This window comes from Kribbella sp. NPDC050281 (assembly GCF_040655855.1).
In the GTDB taxonomy this organism is placed as follows: domain Bacteria; phylum Actinomycetota; class Actinomycetes; order Propionibacteriales; family Kribbellaceae; genus Kribbella.
Genome location: NZ_JBFAKS010000021.1, coordinates 104,981 through 122,057 on the forward strand (window position 1 = coordinate 104,981; position 17,077 = coordinate 122,057).

At 68.5% G+C, this 17,077-nt stretch carries 20 protein-coding genes and 1 pseudogene; 10 read left to right on the forward strand and 11 right to left on the reverse strand.

The window, feature by feature from the left end:
- Positions 1-25 precede the first annotated feature (25 nt).
- The 4 genes from AB0I34_RS23065 to AB0I34_RS23080 all read right to left on the reverse strand — a co-directional run bounded on the left by AB0I34_RS23065 (position 26) and on the right by AB0I34_RS23080 (position 3,310).
- The gene (locus tag AB0I34_RS23065) at positions 26-625 is read right to left on the reverse strand and encodes an META domain-containing protein (RefSeq protein ID WP_360448116.1); all 600 of its coding nucleotides are present in this window, start codon (positions 623-625) and stop codon (positions 26-28) included.
- A complete protein-coding gene (locus AB0I34_RS23070) occupies positions 622-1,116 on the reverse strand; it encodes a SigE family RNA polymerase sigma factor (protein ID WP_360448119.1) in 495 nt (164 codons plus the stop codon). Before AB0I34_RS23070 ends, AB0I34_RS23065 begins: the two co-directional genes overlap by 4 nt.
- 118 nt (positions 1,117-1,234) lie before the next feature.
- Complete coding sequence (locus AB0I34_RS23075; protein ID WP_360448122.1) at positions 1,235-2,443, reverse strand: alpha/beta hydrolase; 1,209 nt, start codon at positions 2,441-2,443, stop codon at positions 1,235-1,237.
- 261 nt (positions 2,444-2,704) lie between these two features.
- Positions 2,705-3,310 (reverse strand): hypothetical protein, encoded by a 606-nt coding sequence (locus tag AB0I34_RS23080; protein WP_360448124.1) that lies wholly within the window; start codon positions 3,308-3,310, stop codon positions 2,705-2,707.
- A 246-nt stretch (positions 3,311-3,556) separates the two neighbouring features.
- Here AB0I34_RS23080 and AB0I34_RS23085 point away from each other — a divergent pair, with 246 nt between their 5' ends.
- Genes AB0I34_RS23085 through AB0I34_RS23095 form a run of 3 tightly spaced genes read left to right on the forward strand, consistent with a single transcriptional unit; the run spans position 3,557 to position 4,822 of the window.
- Positions 3,557-3,697, forward strand: a complete 141-nt coding sequence (locus AB0I34_RS23085) for a hypothetical protein (protein ID WP_165554438.1) — start codon at positions 3,557-3,559, stop codon at positions 3,695-3,697.
- Positions 3,694-4,329 (forward strand): hypothetical protein, encoded by a 636-nt coding sequence (locus tag AB0I34_RS23090; protein ID WP_360448127.1) that lies wholly within the window; start codon positions 3,694-3,696, stop codon positions 4,327-4,329. Before AB0I34_RS23085 ends, AB0I34_RS23090 begins: the two co-directional genes overlap by 4 nt.
- A gap of 10 nt (positions 4,330-4,339) precedes the next feature.
- A complete protein-coding gene (locus AB0I34_RS23095) occupies positions 4,340-4,822 on the forward strand; it encodes a GNAT family N-acetyltransferase (protein ID WP_360448130.1) in 483 nt (160 codons plus the stop codon).
- 73 nt (positions 4,823-4,895) lie between these two features.
- Here the strand turns inward: AB0I34_RS23095 and mscL are convergent, their stop codons facing one another.
- The 4 genes and pseudogenes from mscL to AB0I34_RS23115 form a co-directional block, all read right to left on the reverse strand.
- Positions 4,896-5,285, reverse strand: coding sequence for a large conductance mechanosensitive channel protein MscL (gene mscL, locus AB0I34_RS23100; protein ID WP_360448133.1), 390 nt, complete (start codon positions 5,283-5,285; stop codon positions 4,896-4,898).
- 118 nt (positions 5,286-5,403) lie between these two features.
- Positions 5,404-6,021, reverse strand: a complete 618-nt coding sequence (locus AB0I34_RS23105; RefSeq protein ID WP_360448136.1) for a hypothetical protein — start codon at positions 6,019-6,021, stop codon at positions 5,404-5,406.
- 163 nt (positions 6,022-6,184) lie between these two features.
- Positions 6,185-6,460 (reverse strand): annotated as a pseudogene (locus AB0I34_RS23110) (FmdB family zinc ribbon protein); the annotation flags it as partial.
- A 77-nt stretch (positions 6,461-6,537) separates the two neighbouring features.
- Positions 6,538-7,002, reverse strand: a complete 465-nt coding sequence (locus AB0I34_RS23115) for a DUF1203 domain-containing protein (RefSeq protein ID WP_360448138.1) — start codon at positions 7,000-7,002, stop codon at positions 6,538-6,540.
- Between the two features lie 79 nt (positions 7,003-7,081).
- On the opposite strand from AB0I34_RS23115, the gene AB0I34_RS23120 reads away from it, so the two are divergent.
- Positions 7,082-9,613, forward strand: coding sequence for a penicillin acylase family protein (locus tag AB0I34_RS23120; RefSeq protein WP_360448140.1), 2,532 nt, complete (start codon positions 7,082-7,084; stop codon positions 9,611-9,613).
- Here the strand turns inward: AB0I34_RS23120 and AB0I34_RS23125 are convergent.
- The 3 genes from AB0I34_RS23125 to AB0I34_RS23135 are packed head-to-tail and all read right to left on the reverse strand — an operon-like array spanning position 9,594 to position 12,125.
- Positions 9,594-10,658 (reverse strand): serine hydrolase domain-containing protein, encoded by a 1,065-nt coding sequence (locus AB0I34_RS23125; protein WP_360448143.1) that lies wholly within the window; start codon positions 10,656-10,658, stop codon positions 9,594-9,596. The genes AB0I34_RS23120 and AB0I34_RS23125 overlap by 20 nt on opposite strands.
- Positions 10,658-11,566 (reverse strand): aminoglycoside phosphotransferase family protein, encoded by a 909-nt coding sequence (locus tag AB0I34_RS23130; RefSeq protein ID WP_360448146.1) that lies wholly within the window; start codon positions 11,564-11,566, stop codon positions 10,658-10,660. The genes AB0I34_RS23125 and AB0I34_RS23130 overlap by 1 nt, the downstream gene beginning before the upstream one ends.
- The gene (locus tag AB0I34_RS23135; protein ID WP_360448149.1) at positions 11,559-12,125 is read right to left on the reverse strand and encodes a 5-formyltetrahydrofolate cyclo-ligase; all 567 of its coding nucleotides are present in this window, start codon (positions 12,123-12,125) and stop codon (positions 11,559-11,561) included. Before AB0I34_RS23135 ends, AB0I34_RS23130 begins: the two co-directional genes overlap by 8 nt.
- A gap of 66 nt (positions 12,126-12,191) precedes the next feature.
- Between AB0I34_RS23135 and AB0I34_RS23140 the strand changes: the two genes are divergently transcribed.
- From AB0I34_RS23140 to AB0I34_RS23165, 6 genes are all read left to right on the forward strand, one after another.
- Positions 12,192-13,580: a UTP--glucose-1-phosphate uridylyltransferase gene (locus AB0I34_RS23140; protein WP_360448150.1), complete on the forward strand. Its 1,389-nt coding sequence runs from the start codon at positions 12,192-12,194 to the stop codon at positions 13,578-13,580.
- 23 nt (positions 13,581-13,603) lie between these two features.
- Positions 13,604-14,086: a GNAT family N-acetyltransferase gene (locus AB0I34_RS23145; protein WP_360448153.1), complete on the forward strand. Its 483-nt coding sequence runs from the start codon at positions 13,604-13,606 to the stop codon at positions 14,084-14,086.
- Positions 14,087-14,182: 96 nt separating this feature from the next.
- Entirely contained in the window at positions 14,183-15,409 is a 1,227-nt protein-coding gene (glp, locus tag AB0I34_RS23150) for a gephyrin-like molybdotransferase Glp (protein WP_360448156.1), read from the forward strand.
- Positions 15,406-15,888, forward strand: a complete 483-nt coding sequence (gene moaC, locus AB0I34_RS23155) for a cyclic pyranopterin monophosphate synthase MoaC (RefSeq protein WP_360448158.1) — start codon at positions 15,406-15,408, stop codon at positions 15,886-15,888. Before glp ends, moaC begins: the two co-directional genes overlap by 4 nt.
- Positions 15,885-16,373 (forward strand): MogA/MoaB family molybdenum cofactor biosynthesis protein, encoded by a 489-nt coding sequence (locus AB0I34_RS23160; RefSeq protein WP_360448161.1) that lies wholly within the window; start codon positions 15,885-15,887, stop codon positions 16,371-16,373. Before moaC ends, AB0I34_RS23160 begins: the two co-directional genes overlap by 4 nt.
- Positions 16,373-16,990 carry a GNAT family protein gene (locus AB0I34_RS23165; RefSeq protein ID WP_131362872.1) on the forward strand — a complete coding sequence of 206 codons (618 nt, stop codon included), beginning with the start codon at positions 16,373-16,375 and terminating at the stop codon, positions 16,988-16,990. The genes AB0I34_RS23160 and AB0I34_RS23165 overlap by 1 nt, the downstream gene beginning before the upstream one ends.
- Positions 16,991-17,077 lie beyond the last annotated feature (87 nt).

Below are 17,077 nucleotides of genomic sequence, written 5' to 3' on the forward strand. Positions count from 1 at the left end.
GATCACCGTCCGCAAGCAAGTTCCGCTACCGTGCGCGAGCGTAACTCGCAAGTTGACGCCCGTCGGTGGCGAAGAACCGGAGCGTGTCGGCGTCCAGGGCGACCCGCTTGGCCGTCTTCAGTACGCCGGTGTGCGGCACGTTCTCGCAGCCGACCATGCGCTGCGGACCGACCGTGGCGGCGAACTCGCCGCGTTGACCGATCGTGTACGTCCCCTGGAGGCCGTTGCAGCCGTCGGACCCGTTCCAGGTCCCGTCCGGCAGCAGCACGAGCACCGGATCCTCGGGTCGCGCCGCCTTCAGCGTCTTCAGTCCGTCCATCTCAACCGGTCGCCAGGTCCCGGCCACGGTCTGGGGCGAGAGCTGGACTGTCGCGGTTGGCGTCGCCGCAGCCGTGTCCGCAGCGACCGGCAGCTGAGAAGGCGCCTCCCGGCCGGCCAGGTTGAATCCGACGACAGCGATAGCAGCCACCGCGACGGCGGCGGCTCCGGAGGCGATCCAGGTACGGCGCTGGGCCTGCCGGGCGCCGGTGGTGGCCCGCTCGGTCAGGCCGGTGACCGGCGGCACCGAGGCCGCGGCACGGTCGAGGGTTGCCCGCAGGTCATCCTCGAGATCGGTGTTGCTCACGACAACCTCTCATCAACACGGTGGGACTGCCTGGTCCGTCGCAGCGTGGCCAGCGCTCGGCTGGCGGTCGCGCGGACGGAGGACGGTTTGATGCCGAGCAGGTCGGCGATCGTGTGGTCGTCCAGGTCCTGGTAGTAGCGCAGGACCAGCACGACCCTCTCCCGGGCCGACAACGTGGCCAGTGAGCGCCAGAGGTCGTCGGAGTTCACGATGCCGGTGGCGGGGTCGGGCACTGTGTGCTCTGCGTCGATCTCGGCCGTCGGCGCCTCGGTGAACGAGCGCCGCCGCGTCATCGACAGGTACGCGTTGATCAGGATCCGCCGGACGTAGTTGTGCGGATCGTCCGCCGTCCGCACCTTGCGCCAGGCCCGGAACGCCTGCATCAGCGCGATCTGCGCCAGATCCTCCGCTCGCTGGTAGTCGCCGGAAACGGTGAAACCGAGCCGCACCAGTTCCTGTCCGCGGGCGGACACGTACTCCTCGAACTCCACTCGCCGCTCCCTGGCCGGGCGTACAACACCTCACACCTATTAGACGCATCGAGTGGCTCAGGGTGCTGCAACCATTCACACACAGTTGGATCTCACCGCGACTGCTGGACTAGACCGCCTAGCCCAGCAGGAACTTGCGGGCCTCATCCTGCCCGCGCGGATCGCGCTGCACGCCGTGCCCACTACCCGGCACGACGACCAGCCGCGCCGAGCGTGCATTCGCCTGCTCCCATCGGGCCCACTCCACCGGACAGAACAGGTCGTTGCTGCCTTGGAGGATCAGTGTGCGCGGCAACAACTCCTGCGCCTTCGGATACGTCGACGTCCGCGCGGCCGGCCAGCGCAGGCAGCCCTGGATCATCTGCTGTTCGCGTACGGTGCGCAGGTCGTACGGATACAGCCGCTTCGGATCCAGACGGCGCAGCGCTGTCTCGAGTGCTTGGCCGCGCGCGGACTGGCCGCGGACGGACTGGCCGGTCCAGGGGAAGCGCAGGTCCGAGCAGAGCGTGGCCATGTGCAGCCCCGCGGACAACGTGTCGTAGGAGAGACCACTGCTGGTCGCCTGCTGGAGGAACTCCTTCAAGCCGGCATCGTCGCCGTTGCGGGCGGCGTGCAGGATCGCCGGGATGCCCTTCAGTGATGGGTTCACTGTGTTGAGGCTGGAGACGGACAAGCTCTCCATCACGTCGGTGCCACTCACCCCGTGCTGCACCAACCAGGCGAGGTCGGCGACGGGATCCGTCGTACAGGCAGGGTCTTGGCGGCACGCGGCCTTCAGGACCGTACCGGTTGTCGCCATCAGGTCGACGGCGAGCGGGTCGAAGCCTTTGTGCGGGACGATCGAGTCCAGCACGAGCGACTGCACGCGGTCCGGGTACTTCAGTCCGTACTGCGCCGCCGTGAAGCTCCCGTACGACGTACCGTCCAGCGTCAGGCGGTCGGCGTCGAGGTGCTGCCGGAGCAGCTCGATGTCCTCGACGGTGTCCGGCGTGCCGTAGTACCCGAGTCCGGGTCCGATCCGCTGCGCGCACTCGTCCACAGCCTCGGCGGGTGGTGTCAGGAAGTCCGAGCCGCCCACAGCTCTTTGCAGAGAAGGGCAATTGATGCCAGGCGTGCCCGTGCCGCGCTGGTCGAACATGACCAGCCTGTACTCGCGTAACACCTCGGGAGCGAGGTACGCACGGGCGCGAGCCAGGAGTGGGACACCCGGTTGGCCGGGGCCGCCGGTGAGCATCAGGAGCACGCCGCGCGGTGCGTCTACGTTGTCCGCGGCCGCCACGGCCAGGTCGAGCGACGGACCGTCCGGCCGTTGATGGTCGAGAGGCACGCGGAGCGTCGTACACGTGAAGCCGGAAACCCCTGCGCATGAAGGGGTTTCCGACGAGCAGGCCGTGCACACGAGTAGCAGCGCGCACAGCATTCGTAGCAGTCGCATGTACCCCTCCCGGAACGAACAGCGTGCAGGTTCGGGAGAGCGCTGACAAGCCGCCGCTGCCTGCCTTGCGGGTCGGCCCCAGGGAGGGACCCGCAAGGCAGGCGCGGGTTGACCCCGGTCCGGACGGCTTCGGGGTGCACGTCCGGCGCGGGGTCAGCGCAGGCCGAGCGACTTGATCAGCTCGGGTGTCACCTGGCGTGGAGCCGGCAGCACGCCCGGCTTGCCCTGGCCCTCCAAGGAGGTCGCCACCAGGCGGCGGCAGCCGAAGGCTTCCACGGTGTAGGACAGGACGCCGCGGTCGTTGTCGGTGAACCGCAGGACGTAGGTCGGGCCGAGTTCCTTCGTGCAGAAGGCCGGCTTCTTGGCAACGGGCTTCGGTGCGTTCACCAGGGCGAACAGGTCGGTCGCCTGCTTGGCTGTGCGTTGGGTGGTGCCGGTCGCGTACGCCTGCCCGGACGCCTCCGCGTCGTACTGGCAGATCGTCACGCTGACCGGCTGGAACACTGACGTCGCCACGCCCTTGCCCCACACGACCTTGTCGGCGGCCGCGCGGACGGCTGCGATCGTGTCGGGGCAGTCGGTGCTGGGTGTGCCGCTGGAGGTGGGCGACGGGGTTGGGCTGCCGGGGGTGGTCGGCGTATCGCTGGGCTGGGCGGCGGGCGGGGACGTGGAGCTCTCGTCACCGCAGGCGGCGGTGATGCCGAGTACAGCCACGACAAGCGTCGCACCGATCAGGCCCCGTGTCCGTAATGCACTCACGACTCGGTCCTTCCGGGTTGGCAAGGTCACCCATGATGGTCGACCGGCGTCACGTCATGCGTGCCGGAACATCACGGCGGCGCGTCGTTCCGGTCACGCCGCCGGATCGTTCGGCAACCGAGGCAGATCTGTAACGTGCACGCGCTGGTCGCCCGTCCCGCGCTGCGATGGGGGCCTGAACCGCTGTCGCTACGGATCCCCGGAATTCCAGGGGCGGCGGTGCGCAGGCCCGGTAATCTTGGGGGCATGACGAGCCCGTACGAAGACGACGAGCCGCTGCTGCCGGACCAGACTCGTGATGACGACCCGCGCACCTGGGGCGACAACGACTTCGGCAGTGACGACGACGAGCGCATCCTCCGCGAGGTCCCGCCCCACCACGAATGAGCACGGTCCTGCTGATCCACGGCGGCCTGTGGGATGCCATGGACGCGAACGCCTTCTGGGGTACGACGGGAGTCATCGGCGGACTGGCGTCGCACGGGGTGACCGTGCTTGCGCCGGACCGTTTGAAGCGGCCGAGTGGATGGGACGCCGAGGTCACGGCGCTGGGTGAACGTCTCCGGAACCTCCGATTGCCGCCGGGGGACAGCGGACTGACGATCGTTGGAGCATCCAACGGATGTCCGGTCGCGGCTCGGCTCGCGATGGAACATCCGGACCTCGTCGAGCGGCTGCTACTGGCCTGGCCGGCCACCGGCGGTGATGCGGCCGTGGATGCGCGTACACGTGCGGGGCTGATCGAGTTCGGGTGCCCTCCTGAGGTCGTGGACGGATTGCTGGCCGGGGAGACTCTGCGGGGTGTGACCGACGCCGAACTCACCGGGCTGGCCCGAATCCCGGTGGCGGTGCTTCCGTCGGTGCCGGAGAATCCGTCGCATCAGCGCAAGACGGTCGACGCATTGCTGCGGTTGATCCAGGGGAGTCGTGAGCTGGCCGGTAGCGCGGAACCACCGCTGCCCACCTTCCCGCCGTACCTGGACCAACTGGTGCGAACGATCGTGGAGTTCGTGAACTGAGGGGACGGGCGTGGAGCTTCGGGGGTTCACCAGCGGGTACGACGGTCTGGTCGCGAGCTGGGCCGTGGATGCGAACGAAGTGGGACTGCTGTCCGGGCGGGCCGAGTACCCGTTCCCGGCGGAGTTGACGGCGAGTTGGCGCAAGGTCGACGACCCGGATATCGAGTCGTACTTGCTGTTCGACGGCGAACGACCGGTCGGCTACGGGGAGGTCTGGCTCGACGAGGAGGAGGACGAGGTCGAGCTGGCGCGGATCATCGTGGACCCGGAGGTCCGCGGTCGGGGGATCGGGGCGGAGCTGGTGCGGGCGTTGCTCGGACCGGCTGGTAAAGCCGGGTACTCCGAGGTGTTTCTGCGGGTGCGGCCGGAGAACGCGATCGCGATCGCGACCTACCAGCGGTCGGGATTCGTGGACGTGCCGGCGGGCTTGATGGACGAGTGGAACGCGGATCAGCCGGTGGCCTACCGCTGGATGCGCTACGCCGGGGACTGACGAAACCGGGGAGAAGGTAGGCGCCGGCGAGCTCAGGGGCTGAGGTTTGTGCGCCTACCCGCTCCTGCGGAGATCAGACCGAACGGGAACGCAGCAGGTCGCGGATCTCGGTCAGCAGCTCCTGGTCGGTGGTGAGCGGGTCCGGCTCCGGCTCCTGACCGCGGGCCCGGCGCTCGGCCAGCTTGTTCAGCGGCATGACGATGACGAAGTACACGGCCGCGGCGACGAACAGGAAGTTGAGTCCCGCCTGCAGGATCGCGCCGATCGAGAACTCCGCGTTGTTGATGGTGAACGTCAAGACGCCGCTGATGTCCGGCTTGCCGAAGATGGCGGCGATCAGGGGGTTGATCAGGTTGTTCACGACCGAGCTGACGACCAGGCCGAACGCGGCGCCGATGACGACGGCGACCGCGAGGTCGACGACGTTCCCGCGCATGACGAATTCCTTGAAGCCCTTGAGCATGTGGGTGCCTCCACGAAGCAGGTGATGTACCCGAGACAAGGTAGGACCGCACAGCCACGAGGGCGAGGGAGCGCGCCGGGGCAGCCACGCTTCGTGCCGGCACCTGCCCGATTGGTGATCAGCTGGTGTCGGGTGTCAGCGCGACGGTGATGCGGGAATTGGTTGTGGCCTGGGCCAGTCTGCTCGCGACGTCGGATGTGGTGGCGACGACGATGAGAGCGCCGGAGGACGTCGTCCGCGGACTCGGCAACGCGACCACTCGCACAGCTCGAGCGAGCAGATCCGCGGACTCGGCTGCACTGCTCGTCGCGGCGTACAGGTTCAGGCGATCGCCGACGCGGAGGAGTGCGGTGATGTCGGGGTCGTCGATGCGGAACGGGTAGGCCAGCGATCCCGGTGGAACGGAACCAGGACCGAGGAAGCGTGCGTCGGTCAACGGCTCACCGGATCTGACCGGTCCGCTCAGAACGCGCGCGGTCAGATCCGTGCCGGGTTTGAGTGCACCGTCGGGCACGGCGCCGACGGGCAGGTCGAGTGTTCGGAGATCACCGTCGGATGGGACGGCCCCGCCGGTGAGATCGCGCGCAGCGGCCAGCACGGCGACGGTCGGCGGTGGTGGAGGGGACAGGGCGACGAGGCCGAAGTACACAGCGGCCGCGGCAACCGCGCCGGCGAGAAGCCGGCGATGCCACCGAGCGGCACGCAACAGGTCCCGAAGGAGCGAGGGGAGTCTCATGCCGGAGAAAATACGAGTTTCGCCGGCGGCCGCCCTTCAGTTATCCACAGGCAGCAGGTCAGGCGGCGCTGGTGCTCGTCGAAGACGAGGAACCACCAGAGGACGAGGAACCACCAGACGAGCCGTTGGACGACGACGAGCTGCCGGAGGACGAGGAACCACCCGACGACGAGGAGCTCGACTCCGACGAGGAGGACGAAGACGAGGACGACGATGAGGCCGTCGAGGACTCGGACTTGGCCGGCACGGTGGTCTTGCCCGACGACCGGCTGTCGTTGCGGTAGAAGCCGGAACCCTTGAAAACGACACCGACGGCGTTGAAGACCTTCCGCAGCGTGCCCTGGCACGCCGGGCAGACGGTCAGCGCGTCGTCCGTGAAGCTCTGTCGCACCTCGAGCGCCTCACCACAGTCGGTGCACTGGTACTGATACGTCGGCACGTTCGGTTCCCTTCAGGCCGCTGGCACTCCTACTACTCGACTGCTAATAATGCGCCAGCGGCCCGAAGTATTCCAACTCAGGCCTGTCGGCGGACCGTGAAGTTCCAGCAGCCGGCGATCACGTTGCGCACCTGAACGGTGTCCACCGCCGGGTCGTCGAACAGCTTTTTGAGCTCGACCTCACCGGTCCCCGCCGCGGCCAGCACCCCGTCGAGCATCCGCCCCGAGGCGTCGTACGGGCGCAGTACCGACCGTCGGTCGGTGAAGTCGGCCGGGTAGCCGTCGGACGCGGGGCCCCCGCAGTCGGAGAGGTGGACGAAGACCGGTCCGACCTCGGCGTACGGTCCGCCGGCCGTCATCGGCCGGTGCGAGACCAGCGCGATCCGGTCGCCGGCCGGAGCGATCGTGAGGCAGCATCGCAGCGGTTCGCCACCGCCGGAGGTCAGCGGAACGATCGGATTGCCGAAGTCGTCGTGGTCGTTGCAGCGGATCCGGTCCAGGTCGGCGGCCGGGACGGCGACGTATTCCAACTCTGTGTTCATGGCGATGGAACGCAGAGCAACGCAAAGTTGTGAGGGACCCCATTTGGGGTGGACGGCGGCATTCTCTACGGTTGGGTCCGTGCGTCGCCTGCTTCGAGTCCTCGTCATCAGCGGAATCGCCCTCGCCACGGTCCTCCTGGTGATCGCCGGGACCGTCGTCTTCGTCGTGCGCCATTCCTTCCCGACCTACGACGGAACGATCGAGCTGGACGGTCTCGACGCGGAGGTCGAGGTGGTCCGCGACGCCCAGGGCATCCCGCAGATCTATGCCGACAGTCCGTCCGATCTGTTCGCCGCGCAGGGGTACGTGGCCGCGCAGGACCGCTTCTTCGAGATGGACTTCCGCCGGCACGTCACCGCCGGGCGGCTGTCCGAGCTGTTCGGCGAGAGCGCTCTGGAGACCGACAAGTTCATCCGCACCCTGGGCTGGCGCCGGGTCGCCGAGAAGGAGCTTGGTCTGCTCAGCCCGTCCACCCGGCAGTACCTCGACGACTACGCGCGCGGAGTGAACTCGTACCTCTCGACGCACAGTGGCTCCGGTCTGAGCCTGGAGTACGCCGTACTGTCGCTGAAGGGCACCGACTATCGCCCGGAGCCGTGGACCGCGGCCGACTCGCTGGCGTGGCTGAAGGCGATGGCGTGGGACCTCGGCGGCAACATGGACGACGAGATCACCAAGACCAAGCTGCTCGCGTCGTTCCCGGCGCGCAACATCGAGAGCCTCTACCCGGACTATCCGTTCGACCGGAACCAGCCGATCCTCGCGACGGGTTCCGTCGGTCGCGACGGTCAGTTCACCACCGCGCCGGTCGACTCCGAGCTGCGGCGCGGGATGCTGACGAAGGACCTGCTGAAGTCCCTGGACACCGTGGACAAGGTGGCCAAGGGGCTGCCGCAACTGCTCGGCCAGGGCGACGGGATCGGATCGAACTCCTGGGTCGTCTCCGGCGACCACACCACCACCGGTAAGCCGCTGCTGGCCAACGATCCGCACCTCGGCGCGACCATGCCGGGGATCTGGACCCAGGTCGGCCTGCACTGCAACAACGTCAGCCGAGCCTGTCCGTACGACGTATCGGGCTTCAGCTTCTCGGGACTGCCCGGCGTGGTGATCGGCCACAACAACGCGATCTCGTGGGGTTTCACCAACCTCGACCCCGACGTCCAGGACCTGTATCTGGAGCGCGTCAACGGGAACAAGGTGCTCTACAACAACCGGTGGAGCAAGATGGCGACGCGCGAGGAGACGTTCAAGGTCGCCGGCGAGGACGAACCGGTGAAGATCACCGTCCGGGAGACCCGGCACGGTCCGCTCATCTCCGACGTCGGTGACGACCAGCGCGAGATCGGGGAGATCGTCGCCAAGCGCGGCAAAAAGCCGAAGGCGTACGGCGTCTCACTGCAGTGGACCGCACTGACCCCGGGCCGCACCGCCGACGCACTGTTCGCGATCAACCGGGCCCAGAACTGGACCCAGTTCCGGGCCGCGGCGAAGTCGTTCCAGGTCCCTTCGCAGAACCTGGTGTACGCCGACACCGACGGCCACATCGGCTACCAGGCGCCCGGACGGATCCCGATCCGCAACTCCGGCCGCGGCGACTGGCCGGTGCCGGGCTGGGACCCGAAGTTCCGCTGGAAGGGGTACATCCCGTTCGACTCGCTGCCGAGTGACTTCGATCCGGCGGGCGGCGTGATCGTCACGGCGAACCAGGCGGTCGTGCCGCCGACGTACAAGTACTTCCTGAGCGACGACTGGGACTACGGCTACCGGTCGCAGCAGATCACCGATCGGATCAAGGCGGCCGGGAAGCTGGACGCGAACGCGATGGCGTCGATCCAGCTGGACACCAAGAACCGGGTGGCCGAGATGGTGGTGCCGTATCTGCTCCGGATCGGCATCGACGACAGCTTCGACCGGCAGGGCCAGGACACCCTCAAGAACTGGGACTTCACCCAGCCGGCCGACTCCGCGGCGGCGGCCTACTTCAACGTGGTGTGGCGCAACATCCTCGCGCTGACCTTCCACGACCAGCTCCCGGAGAGCACCTGGCCGGACGGTGGTTCGCGCTGGTTCGAAGTGATCCACACACTGCTCGCCCAGCCGAACAGCAAGTGGTGGGACAAGATCGGGACGCCGCAGTTGGAGAGCCGCGACGACATCCTGCGCGAGGCGCTGGTCGAGGCCCGGTCCGAGATCACCCAGAAGATGGCCCGCGAGCCGGCGAACTGGCAGTGGGGCAAGCTGCACAAGCTGACGCTGACCAACCAGACGCTCGGTACGTCGGGTATCGGCGTGATCGAGCGGATCTTCAACCGTGGTCCGTACGAGTTGGGCGGCGGTACGTCGCTCGTGGACGCGACCTCATGGGATGCCGCCGAGGGCTACACGGTGACGTCGACACCGTCGATGCGGATGGTGGTCGACCTGGCCGACTTCGACAAGTCCCGCTGGATCAACCTGACCGGTGTGTCCGGGCACGCGTTCTCGTCCCACTACACCGACCAGACCGAGCTGTGGGCACGTGGCGAGACCTTGCCCTGGGCCTACACCAAGGGCGCCGTCGAGGAGAGCCGGAAGGATCTCCTGACGTTCACCAAGCCGGAGCGTTAGCCTCGGCGAACAGTGCCTCCGGCCACGTCCACAGGGCACGCTGGGTCAGCAGGATCGAGATGGTCCCGTCGGCCGGCGTCGTCGACCACAGCGTCCCCAGACCGCCGGCCCAGCCGTACCGCCCTCCTCCGACGGACAACCCGTAGCCCCATCCGGTCTCCGGTCCGAGGAAGTCGGCGGCGGCAGCACGCTGTCCTGCCGTGAGCTGGTCAGTTGTCATCTCCGCGACCGCCGCAGGGGACAGCACACCGTCGCCGCCGGCCAGCAGCATCCGGGCGAACGCATGGAAGTCGTCAACCGTGGAGATCAGCCCACCACTCGCATCAGGGAAGGACGGCGGCTCCAGCCACTGGCTGCCCGCCGCAGCGTCCAGAACGTCCTCTCCGAGGTACGCCGTCGTGAGCCGTGCCGGGTCCGACGCAGTGAACCCGGTGTCCCGCATGCCGAGCGGTTCGAAGATCCGCTCCCGCAGGAACGTCTCCAAAGGCCCTCGGGTCGCCCGCGCGATCAGTACGCCGAGCACGTGTGAGCCGGTCGAGTACATCCACCGCTCACCCGGCTGATACTGCAACGGCAGCGTCCCGAGTCGCCGCATCCACTCGTCCGGTTCGAGCGGAGTACGCGGCACCGGAGGCCCGAACGTGCGCAGCTCCAGGTCCTGCTCGCGTTCCCGCAGCGCCGGATGGTCCGACTCACCCAGGCCGTGGCGGAACGTGAGCAGGTCCCGCAGGGTGATCGGCCGCTCCGCCGGGACCGTGTCGTCGAGTGATCCATCCGGCTGCCGCAGTACGACGGGATCCGCCAGCTCCGGCAGGAGGTCGGCGACCGGTGCGTCCATGGACAGCCGCAGTTCGTCGACCAGGATCATCGCCGCCGCGGCGACGATCGGCTTGGTGAACGAGGCGACCCGGAACAGGCTGTCCCGGAGCAGCTCCGGACCGTCGAACGCGAGCTTGCCGAGTACGTCGACCCGGGTCTCGTCGCCGCGACTCACCAGTGAGATCAGACCGGGGAGGACACCGGTGTCGACGTACTCGCTGAGCATCAGCCCAGTCCACCAGCGAACGGCATGTCCCGCCACTGTGCGGCGAACATCCGGATGCCGTCCGCCAGGTCCGGCAGTCGCGGCACCAGCGGCGTACACACGATGACCTGCATGACCCGAGCGATGTCCATCACCCGCTGCACAGCTTCATCGAGCTGGGGGCGTCCCAGTGCGGCCGCCGCCTCGTCGTACACCTTGCCGAGCTCCGGGCCGAACCCCGCCTGGTCCCACTCGGTCGGGCCGAGCGTCGTGTCCTCGAAGTCGGACCACAGCACTCCGTCCTTCGTCGGGATCACGTTGTACGACGGAGCGTCGCCGTGAATCGTCTGGATCGTGGCCGACGGGAAGACCGCCTCGAAGGCGGCCCGGCTCGACAGCACCGGTCCCAGCACCGCCCACTCGGCACGCGCCCGGTCGACATCCTCTTGCTCGAGCAGCCCAGGCACCGCCTCCAGCGACTCGATGCCCGACGGCACAGCGAGCAGCGGGGTCAGCCACGGAAGCTCTCGCGGGTACTCCGCGAGGATGGCGTGCAGTTCGGCGGCCCGGACCGTCCCCGCGACGTAGTCGGGTTCGACCGACTTGTCCTCCTCGACGTACTGCCAGAACGTCATGGAGAGGCCGTCCTTCTCCACCGGTTTCCGTGGTACCAGCGGGCTCGGCGCCATCACCGGCTTGCCCTGGTCCACCAGCCACCCGGCCACGTCCAGCTCGCGCTGCTGACGTACTGCGGTGGCTTCTCTTTCCATCAGGTAGTCCGGCAGGTTCATCGGCACGCGTGCGACCACGGGGGACGGCTTGAGGTGCACTACCACCGAGAAGGCGCTGTACAGGACTGTCGGGTCGGTGACCGTCAGGCCGAGGTCACGTCCGGCTGTGGCTGCGGCTTCTACCGCGGTCTCAGTCATCCAGAGATCCTCGCAGCAGGATCAAGTGGTTTGGCGTGAGCGCCGCGTGCACCGGATGGTCGTGGTCGTCGGCTGGAAGCTTGTCGACGACTTCGGCGTCGTACACCGCGGCCCAGATCGGCGTACCGGGCCGCACTCGTGCCAGTGCCCGGTCGTAGGAGCCACCACCGCGTCCGAGCCGTACGCCGTCGCGGGCGACCGCCACAGCCGGGCAGATGACCAGATCCGCGGTGGCGATGGCGTCCGGGCCCAGGTCCACGGGCGGCTCGGACAGACCCAGCCGGCCGGGGACCAGGTCGGCCGCTCCCGGTGCCACACCCCAGCCGAGGTCGTTGTCGGCGTACAGGATCGGCAATAGGACGTCACGGTCGGTAGCCAGCAGCCAGTCGATCAGGGCGCCAGTCTGCGGTTCGCGCCCCCTGGACACGTACAGAGCCACTCGCCGGGCGTTCTGCACCGCCTCCAACGAGCGGGCACCTGCCAGCAAGTCCCCTGCGGACGATCGATTGCTGCGGGCACCGAGGAAATGGGACCGCGCAGCGGCCTTGGACGCGAACACCTACTGATCGTAGGCGGCGTGACGCGGTTAACACTGTGATCACCACGCGTCCCCTAGTGTTGGGACATGAGTGAGGCAGGTCTACGACAGGCGCAGGAGAAGATGCGCGCGGCCGGCACTGCCGACGTCGCGATCCGGGTCTTCACCCACTACTACCGGTTACTCGAGTCCGGTCAGCAGGGCACGATCCGCGAGGACGACATCGAGCCGGTGGGGGACCTGCCGCATCTGGACCACCTGGACACCGATTCGGCGGCGCAGCGGGCCGCGCTGGCCGAGACGGTGGTGATCAAGCTCAACGGCGGCCTCGGTACGTCGATGGGTGTCACCGGCCCGAAGTCCGCACTGCCGGTCAAGGACGGACTGAGCTTCCTCGACATCATCGCCCGGCAGATCCTCAGCACCCGGCGCAGGTACGACGTTCCGCTGCCGCTGGTGCTGATGAACTCGTTCCGGACCACGGAGGAGTCGCGCCAGATCCTCAGCGAGTACGACGGTCTGGCGATCGACGGGCTGCCGCTGGACTTCCAGCAGAACATGGAGCCGAAGCTGCTCGCCGACGACCTGACGCCGGCGGAGTGGGAGCCGGACCCGGAGCTGGCCTGGTGCCCGCCGGGGCACGGCGACCTGTTCACCGCACTGGTTGCCTCCGGCACCCTTGACGCGTTGCGTGAACACGGTTTCCGGCACGCGTTCATCTCCAACGCCGACAACCTCGGCGCGACCGCGGACCCGCGGATCGCGGCCTGGATGGCGGAGCACGACGTACCGTTCGGGATGGAGGTCTGCCGGCGGACCCGGTCCGACCGCAAGGGCGGGCACGTTGCGGTGCGCAGGTCCGACGGGCGGCTGATCCTGCGCGACAGCGCACAGGTCGCGGCCGAGGACACGAAGTACTTCCAGGACGTCTCCCGGCACAAGACCTTCAACACCAACAACCTGTGGATCGACCTGGACCGGCTGGCCGAGCTGATGGAGGGTCACGACGGGATCCTCGGGCTGCCGATCATCGTGAACCGCAAGACCGTCGACCCGGCCGACCCGTCCTCGCCCAAGGTGATCCAGCTGGAGACCGGGATGGGGACCGCGATCGAGACCTTCGAGGGCTCGCAGGCGGTGCTGGTCGACCGCAGCCGGTTCAAGCCGGTGAAGACCACGAACGACTTGCTGGTCCTGCGCTCCGACGTCTACGAGCTGGACGAGGCCGGCGACCTGACCACCACGCACGAGGGCGACGAGCCGTACGTCGACCTCGACCCGGAGTACTTCAAGATCCTGGCCGACTTCGACGTCCGGTTCCCGGCCGGGCCGCCGTCGCTGGTCCGCGCCGACCGGCTCGAGGTGCGCGGTGACGTTGCCTTCGGCAAGGATGTGGTGGTGGTCGGCGACGTCGAGGTGGAGTCACCGGCCGGCCGGCGCCGGGTGATCCCGGACGGGGCCGAACTCCGCGCCTGACACCACGAGCTGGGGGGAACTGGATGGACGACCTGCTGATCCGGCCGCTGGAGCCGTACGACACGGACGAGGCCGCGCAGGTCTGGTGGCGTTCGCGGCACGCGGAGCCCTCGCTGCTGCCGCCCGCGATCCACACCGCGAAGCAGGTCGCGACCTGGTTCGCGGAGGTGTTACTACCGGACGCACAGACGTGGGTGGGGCTCGACGACGGCCGGATCGTCGCGGTCCTGACGCTGGACGGCGACGACCTCGACCAGCTGTACGTCGACCCGGACGCGGCCGGTCAGGGCGTCGGGTCGACGCTCGTCGAGCTCGCGAAGGATCTGCGGCCCGGCGGGCTGGCGTTGTGGACCTTCCAGACCAACGCCCGGGCGCAGTCGTTCTACGCCCGGCACGGCTTCACCGAAGTACGTCGTACCGACGGCGCGGCGAACGAGGAGCGGGCACCGGACATCCGGATGACCTGGGGGAACCACCCGGAGGCCGTGCATATCGACAGGAGGTAGTGCCGCCGACGGCCATCTCCGACTCAACCGTGAGCGTGGGGGCCGGGCGGGACGTCAACTACCTCCTGTCGTTCTGTACCGATTAGGGTCGGGCTCGTGAGACGGAGTGTGGATGAGCATCTCGAGGCCGTGCTCGGCAGGGTGACGGCCCTGCCGGCGTTCGATCAGCCGCTGATGGAGGCGCTGGGGCTGGTGCTCTGCGAGGACGTCGTCTCGGGGGTGAGCCTGCCCGGGTTCGACAACTCGGCGATGGACGGGTACGCCGTGCAGGCCGCCGACCTGGCCGGGGCGTCGCAGGACAAGCCGATCACGTTGCCGGTGGTCGGTGAGATCAGAGCCGGCCGGAGCGAGCCGATCGTGGTCACGCCGGGGACGTGTGTCCGCATCATGACCGGCGCACCGATGCCGCGGGGTGCGGACAGCGTCGTCCAGGTGGAGTGGACCGACGGCGGGACCGTGAACGTGCGGATCGTTCAGCAGCCGTCGCTCGGCATGTCCGTCCGCCGGGCCGGTGAGGACGTGCGGGTGGGGGAGCAGGTCCTGGAGCGCGACACCGTGCTCGGACCGCGGCAGATCGCCGTACTGGCCGCTGTCGGGCGGGCGCGGGTGAAGGCGCGGCCGCGACCGCGAGTGGTTGTGGTCTCGACGGGAGCGGAGCTGAAGGAGCCGGGGAGCCGGCTGGGCGAGGGACAGATCTACGACTCGAACAGCTACACGCTGGCCGCCGCGGCCCGCGACGCCGGGGCCGTGGTCTACCGCGTCGGCATTGTCGACGACGACCCGAAGAAGATCATGGACACGTTGTCCGACCAGCTGGTTCGAGCCGACCTGGTGATCACCACGGGCGGCGTGAGCATGGGCGCGTACGACATCGTCAAGGAGATCCTCAGCAAGACCGGCACGGTCGACTTCCCGCAGGTCGCGATGCAGCCGGGCAAGCCGCAGGGGTTCGGTGTGCTCGGTGAGGACGAGGTGCCGATCTTCACGCTGCCCGGCAACCCGGTGTCGGCGTACGTGTCGTTCGAGGTGTTCGTCCGGCCGGCGCTGCGCAAGCTGATGGGACAGATGCCGTACCGGCGGTCCACGGTCCAGGGCGTGTCGCTGGACGCGTTCAGCTCGCCGCCGGGACGGCGGCAGTTCGTCCGCGCCGCGGCCAGGCCGGGCGACCAGGGCTGGATGGCCAGTACAGTCGGCGGGCACGGTTCACACCTGCTTGGTGGGCTGAGCCGTGCGAACGCGCTGATCGTGGTGCCGGAGGACGTGACGTCGGTCCGGGCCGGCGATCAGGTCGAGCTGTTGCTGCTGGACGAGGAGAGCGGATGACGGAGGACCCGACGGGGCTGACCCACGTCGACGAGACCGGGGCCGCCCGGATGGTCGACGTCTCGGCCAAGGACGTGGGGAATCGCCGGGCTGTTGCCAGCGGCAAGGTTCTTGTCTCGGCCGAGGTGGTGACCGCGCTGCGCGGCGACGGCGTACCGAAGGGGGATGCGCTCGGCGTCGCCCGGATCGCCGGCATCATGGGCGCCAAACGGACCCCTGACCTGGTTCCGCTCTGCCACCCGATCGCGATCACCGGAGCCAAGGTCGACCTCGAAGTGGCGGACGACGCCGTACTGATCACCGCCGCGGTGAAGACCACCGACCGCACAGGCGTGGAGATGGAGGCGCTGACCGCGGTCGCGGTCGCGGGGCTCGCCGTGATCGACATGGTGAAGGCGATCGACCCGGCCGCCGTTCTGTCCGACGTCCGCGTCGAGCTCAAAGAAGGCGGCAAGACCGGGCACTGGGAGCGGCCGTGAGGGCTCTCGTCATCAGCGTCTCGAACCGCGCCGCCGCCGGCGTCTACACCGACACCACCGGTCCGGTGATCGCCGAGCGCCTGACGTCATGGGGCTTCGAGGTTTCCGGTCCCCAGGTCGTGCCGGACGGTCCGCCGGTCGGTGATGCGTTGCGTGCCGCGGTCGAAGCGTCGTACGACGTAGTGCTGACAACCGGGGGCACTGGCATCTCGCCGACCGACGAGACACCCGAGCAGACCGCTGCTGTGATCGAGAAGGTTGTGCCGGGCATCGCCGAATCGATCAGGGCGTACGGCGTGGCGAACGGCGTACCGACGGCCGCTCTGTCGCGTGGGCTCGCCGGAGTGGCTGGTGCGACGGTCATCGTGAATCTGCCAGGGTCCCGGGGCGGTGTGAAGGACGGACTCGCCGTACTGCAGCCGCTGCTGCGGCACGCCGTCGACCAGGTGCACGGCGGCGACCATGTCAGGACGGACACCGACTGATGGCGATCGTGCACTGGCCTGTGGAGCTCCAGCACGGGCAGGTCGCGCTGCGTCCGCTGCGCGCAGGCGATGGCGGCGAGTGGGCGGCCGCACGCCAGCGCAACGTCAGCTGGCTGCGCCCGTGGGACGCCACCCAGCCGCCCGGCGCGGAGGACGGTGCGCGGACCTTCCGGGCGATGGCGCGAGACTGGAACCGGCAAGCGCGGTACGGGCGGATGCTCCCGTTCGTCATCACGTATGGCGGTGCCGCGGGCGTCGGGCCACGGTCGAAGTGGCCGCTGGTCGGGCAGTTGACCGTCTCCGGGATCACCTACGGCTCGGCGCGCTGGGCGAACCTCGGCTACTGGGTCGATGAGCAGTACGCCGGCCGTGGCATCGTCCCGACCGCGGTCGCGCTGGCAGCCGACCACTGCTGGTTCACCCTCGGGCTGCACCGGATCGAAGTGGCGATCCGCCCCGAGAACAAGGCAAGTCTGCGCGTCGTCGAGAAGCTCGGCTTCCGGTACGAAGGGGAGCGGCCGCGGTTCCTGCACATCGACGGCGACTGGCGCGACCATCGCATCTTCGCGTTGAACATCGAGGAAGTCGGGCCCGGTCTCGTATCGCGGTTACCGTGACTACGCTGCGTACTGTTCACATCAGTCACACGAGTCTTCTTGCGACACACCGTCTCACGTACCTCATCTGGCCCCCAGTGCGCCTTA

Bases quoted from the DNA above. Each gene is read 5' to 3' on its own strand.
- AB0I34_RS23165 (WP_131362872.1), top strand. From the start codon at position 16,373: ATGGCGATCGTGCACTGGCCTGTGGAGCTCCAGCACGGGCAGGTCGCG.
- mscL (WP_360448133.1), bottom strand. From the start codon at position 5,285: ATGCTCAAGGGCTTCAAGGAATTCGTCATGCGCGGGAACGTCGTCGAC.
- AB0I34_RS23115 (WP_360448138.1), bottom strand. From the start codon at position 7,002: ATGAACACAGAGTTGGAATACGTCGCCGTCCCGGCCGCCGACCTGGAC.
- AB0I34_RS23125 (WP_360448143.1), bottom strand. From the start codon at position 10,658: ATGCTCAGCGAGTACGTCGACACCGGTGTCCTCCCCGGTCTGATCTCA.
- AB0I34_RS23105 (WP_360448136.1), bottom strand. From the start codon at position 6,021: ATGAGACTCCCCTCGCTCCTTCGGGACCTGTTGCGTGCCGCTCGGTGG.
- AB0I34_RS23130 (WP_360448146.1), bottom strand. From the start codon at position 11,566: ATGACTGAGACCGCGGTAGAAGCCGCAGCCACAGCCGGACGTGACCTC.
- AB0I34_RS23145 (WP_360448153.1), top strand. From the start codon at position 13,604: ATGGACGACCTGCTGATCCGGCCGCTGGAGCCGTACGACACGGACGAG.
- moaC (WP_360448158.1), top strand. From the start codon at position 15,406: ATGACGGAGGACCCGACGGGGCTGACCCACGTCGACGAGACCGGGGCC.
- AB0I34_RS23140 (WP_360448150.1), top strand. From the start codon at position 12,192: ATGAGTGAGGCAGGTCTACGACAGGCGCAGGAGAAGATGCGCGCGGCC.
- AB0I34_RS23090 (WP_360448127.1), top strand. From the start codon at position 3,694: ATGAGCACGGTCCTGCTGATCCACGGCGGCCTGTGGGATGCCATGGAC.
- AB0I34_RS23085 (WP_165554438.1), top strand. From the start codon at position 3,557: ATGACGAGCCCGTACGAAGACGACGAGCCGCTGCTGCCGGACCAGACT.